We start from the raw sequence: 2,961 nt of genomic DNA on the forward strand, positions 1-2,961 counted from the left end.
TTGGTGCACGACATTTTGTTGGCGGCCCGCCAGTTCGCATCCTTCCCGCTCGGATCGACGGTGAAATAGTTCAGGTCCACCTGATACGAGGTGCCAGTTCCCGTCCCTTCGACCGTCCCTCCCATGGTGCACGGAAGCTTATCGACGGCCCCGAGAACCTCTCCAGCGGTGTTTCGAACACCATTCGCTGTTCGAATCACGCCAAGGGCCGCTTGCAACCCGGCCTGAGCGGAGTAAATGGTTTTGGTGCTCTTCTGCGCCGTGTTTGTTGGAGCCTGCTGAGACAGCGTCACGCTGAGGAGCACGACCGAGAGCCCCGCAACAATGACCATGAAGAATATTGCGGTGAGCATCGCGACGCCACGGTCGGCGGTGTCACCGTTGCGCGCGCGGTCTCGCCACGCCGTGCTAAGTCTGAGAAGGCGGATCATGATCTGCTCCCTGTTCTTACGCATACGGGGGTATCGCTAACAAGGTTGGCGTCGACGTCGGCGTTGCTGGGCGATTTTGTCGAACTGTTCCGGGCGACGAATGAACTGGTGAACTGTGCACCCTGGTCAAGGGCCTGATTGCCGGCGTGAAGTGCGACAACAAGCTTCTGCATCGACGAGCCCGAAAGCCCGACGGGTACCAGTGTGAACGGGTATGACGAACCTGTTGTTTGGTCGTCAATGACGTTACTCAAGCGAATGACCCAGGGAGTTTCGGTGGAGCCGGCCACATCGGGCCAGGTGCGCGAACTGAGTGACTTCTCAGCGGGGTCGAACATCCACTGAGTGCAGGTCGTGACGCGGGTGGCAGTGCTTTCGGCGGGAGTGCGGAATTCTACGTATTGTTTGCCGGGCAGCAGGGGACCAGGGTAGTTGATGGCGTCGGAATAGCGCACTTGACGGTCGAGTGCGCCGAAGACGGTGATAGCCCCGTTGGTAGATTCACCGACGAGCTGGGTTCGGGTGGAACTCTGCGAGATGGCCACGATAGTCGTCAGCATCATGGCGATGAACAGGGTAAAAATGCCGATCGAGACGATGACTTCGATAATGGTGTAGCCGCGGTCGGGCTCGCCTGGCGCGGTGAAGATGTGGTCAGCCATCGATCTTCCACTTCAAGTCCAGGTGCGGATCGAGCAACGTTGTGGTCTGGTAGGTGCAGCTGCCAGAGGCACAACCCTCCCCGGCAGTCCAGCTCACGATCACCATGACGCGGATCAACTTGCTATAGCCATCCGGCTCCGGAGAAGCCCCCGTCCTGCCTGCGAGAAGGTCGCAGTTTCCACCGCTGTTCTTCTGGAAGCACAGGCCGATGAGCGTGCGCACGCGATATCTTGTGCCGTTGAGTACGGTCGGCGGTGTCGGGTCATTCGCGGGAAAGTCGGTATCGATCGCGAGATCAGGCCGAGAGCTCGTGGTTGCGAACATGTCTGACATTTGATAGGTCGTATCCACGCCCGGGAAGCCCGGGCTCGCGGTCCACGCTGCAGCGACGCGCGCCTGCGTGCGGCCATCGAAGATGCGGCTTTCCCCGGTCGCGTTGTTCGCGACGAGAGTGTGAGCCGTGACCGTCTCCATCGTGTTGCTGGCGATCGCCACGGCGACCTGCTGGCGCTGGCCGACAGTGGTGGATGACACGCTACTGATCGACAGCGTAATGGCCGAGGTGGCGACGATCGCCATGATGCTGATGGCAACGATGACCTCGATGAGGGTCATACCGCGGTCTGCGTTGTTGTTATTCGATATCAGCCATGTGAGTCGCTTCACCGGAGTCTCCCTTCACTCTCGATTGGTCGTGTGGTGCTAGTAAGGCGAATGCGGGGCCCGAAAATTCGAGCCCCGCATCAACAGGCTCTGCTCAGCCGGTTACGGTGTCCATTTCTTGAGGCCACCGGTGGCGCTTTCGTATTTCTGGCTACCACCTGTGATGTTGGAATTCTTCCCTGTAAGGATGTAGGAAGTGCCATCAGTGGACACAGCCACGTCGACGGTATTGCCCTCGCTGACTTTGATTTTTCCGTTAGTGAGACTGGTGGCGGAAGTTTCCGGGAACAGTAGGTAGGAACCGTTCTTCGAGGTCGCGTATGTCTCCACGACGACCGCAGCGTTCTTCAGGTCGCTCGCAACAGACGCCTTCCAGGCGCTCTCGCGCTGGTTCAGGAAGACCGGGATTGCGATTGCGGCGAGGATGCCGATGATGATGATGACGACGAGGAGCTCGATGAGCGTGAAGCCCTTCTGGCCCTCTTTAAGACCGTCGCGGCGAGCGACGATTGCCTTGTTGAATGTGACAAGCATGGTTGTGTTCCCGTCTGAGTGTGTGAAATGGATACAGGCGGTCCCCAATGAACTGCCCCCCGAGGTAATGATGACGGAGCGTGCCACGCCCCCGTAATCCCACAAACAGGGGTAGTACCGGCCTTTTTTAGCCCCAAAAGGAGGGCCAGCCGTTAGGGCGCAGCCGGCCGGCCCCACTCCTGAAGCCCGCCAGAGGCACGGTCGTACCACTGGAAATCTGTCAAACCTGTCAGAGACGGATTTGTACCCCTGATCGTGTATGAGTTCGTCGAGAGGGTAACCGTGATGACATTGCCACCCGAACCCCGAATGCCGTTGCTAGTGCTCGCGACAGGGAAACTGGAAAAGTTGCCACTGTGAGCCGCCCCGAAGGACTCCACGGTGATCGCGGCGTTCACGAGATCGCTCGTCACGGTTGCCTTCAAAGCCGCGTCGCGCTGGCCCAGGAAGAACGGAACGGCGACTGCGGCCAGCACGCCCAGAATGACGATGACGACGACGAGTTCTATAAGCGTAAAGCCACCCTGGCCTGCCCTGCGGGCTCGCTCTCGCGCCACAATCATCGGCACGCTACCGGTTACTTAATCTGCTGTGTGATCGTAAAGATCGGCATGTACAGCGCAACGATCATCCCGCCGATGATCGTGCCGATGACGGCGATCATGAGCGG

At 59.3% G+C, this 2,961-nt stretch carries 5 protein-coding genes; all 5 read right to left on the bottom strand.

Annotated features, from left to right (window positions below; translation table 11 throughout):
• The coding region (locus RMN95_RS10895; RefSeq protein WP_309616941.1) for a hypothetical protein at positions 1 to 431 on the bottom strand (431 nt) is incomplete at its 3' end.
• Positions 428 to 1,093 carry a prepilin-type N-terminal cleavage/methylation domain-containing protein gene (locus RMN95_RS10900; RefSeq protein WP_309616942.1) on the bottom strand — a complete coding sequence of 222 codons (666 nt, stop codon included), beginning with the start codon at positions 1,091 to 1,093 and terminating at the stop codon, positions 428 to 430. The genes RMN95_RS10900 and RMN95_RS10895, both read right to left, overlap by 4 nt.
• Complete coding sequence (locus RMN95_RS10905; protein WP_309616943.1) at positions 1,086 to 1,760, bottom strand: prepilin-type N-terminal cleavage/methylation domain-containing protein; 675 nt, start codon at positions 1,758 to 1,760, stop codon at positions 1,086 to 1,088. The genes RMN95_RS10900 and RMN95_RS10905 overlap by 8 nt, the downstream gene beginning before the upstream one ends.
• A 99-nt stretch (positions 1,761 to 1,859) precedes the next feature.
• Positions 1,860 to 2,291, bottom strand: coding sequence for a prepilin-type N-terminal cleavage/methylation domain-containing protein (locus RMN95_RS10910; RefSeq protein ID WP_309616944.1), 432 nt, complete (start codon positions 2,289 to 2,291; stop codon positions 1,860 to 1,862).
• A gap of 152 nt (positions 2,292 to 2,443) precedes the next feature.
• A complete protein-coding gene (locus RMN95_RS10915; protein ID WP_309616945.1) occupies positions 2,444 to 2,854 on the bottom strand; it encodes a prepilin-type N-terminal cleavage/methylation domain-containing protein in 411 nt (136 codons plus the stop codon).
• Between the last annotated feature and the right edge of the window lie 107 nt (positions 2,855 to 2,961).

It is taken from the genome of Salinibacterium sp. (genome assembly GCF_031364185.1).
In the GTDB taxonomy this organism is placed as follows: Bacteria; Actinomycetota; Actinomycetes; order Actinomycetales; family Microbacteriaceae; genus Rhodoglobus.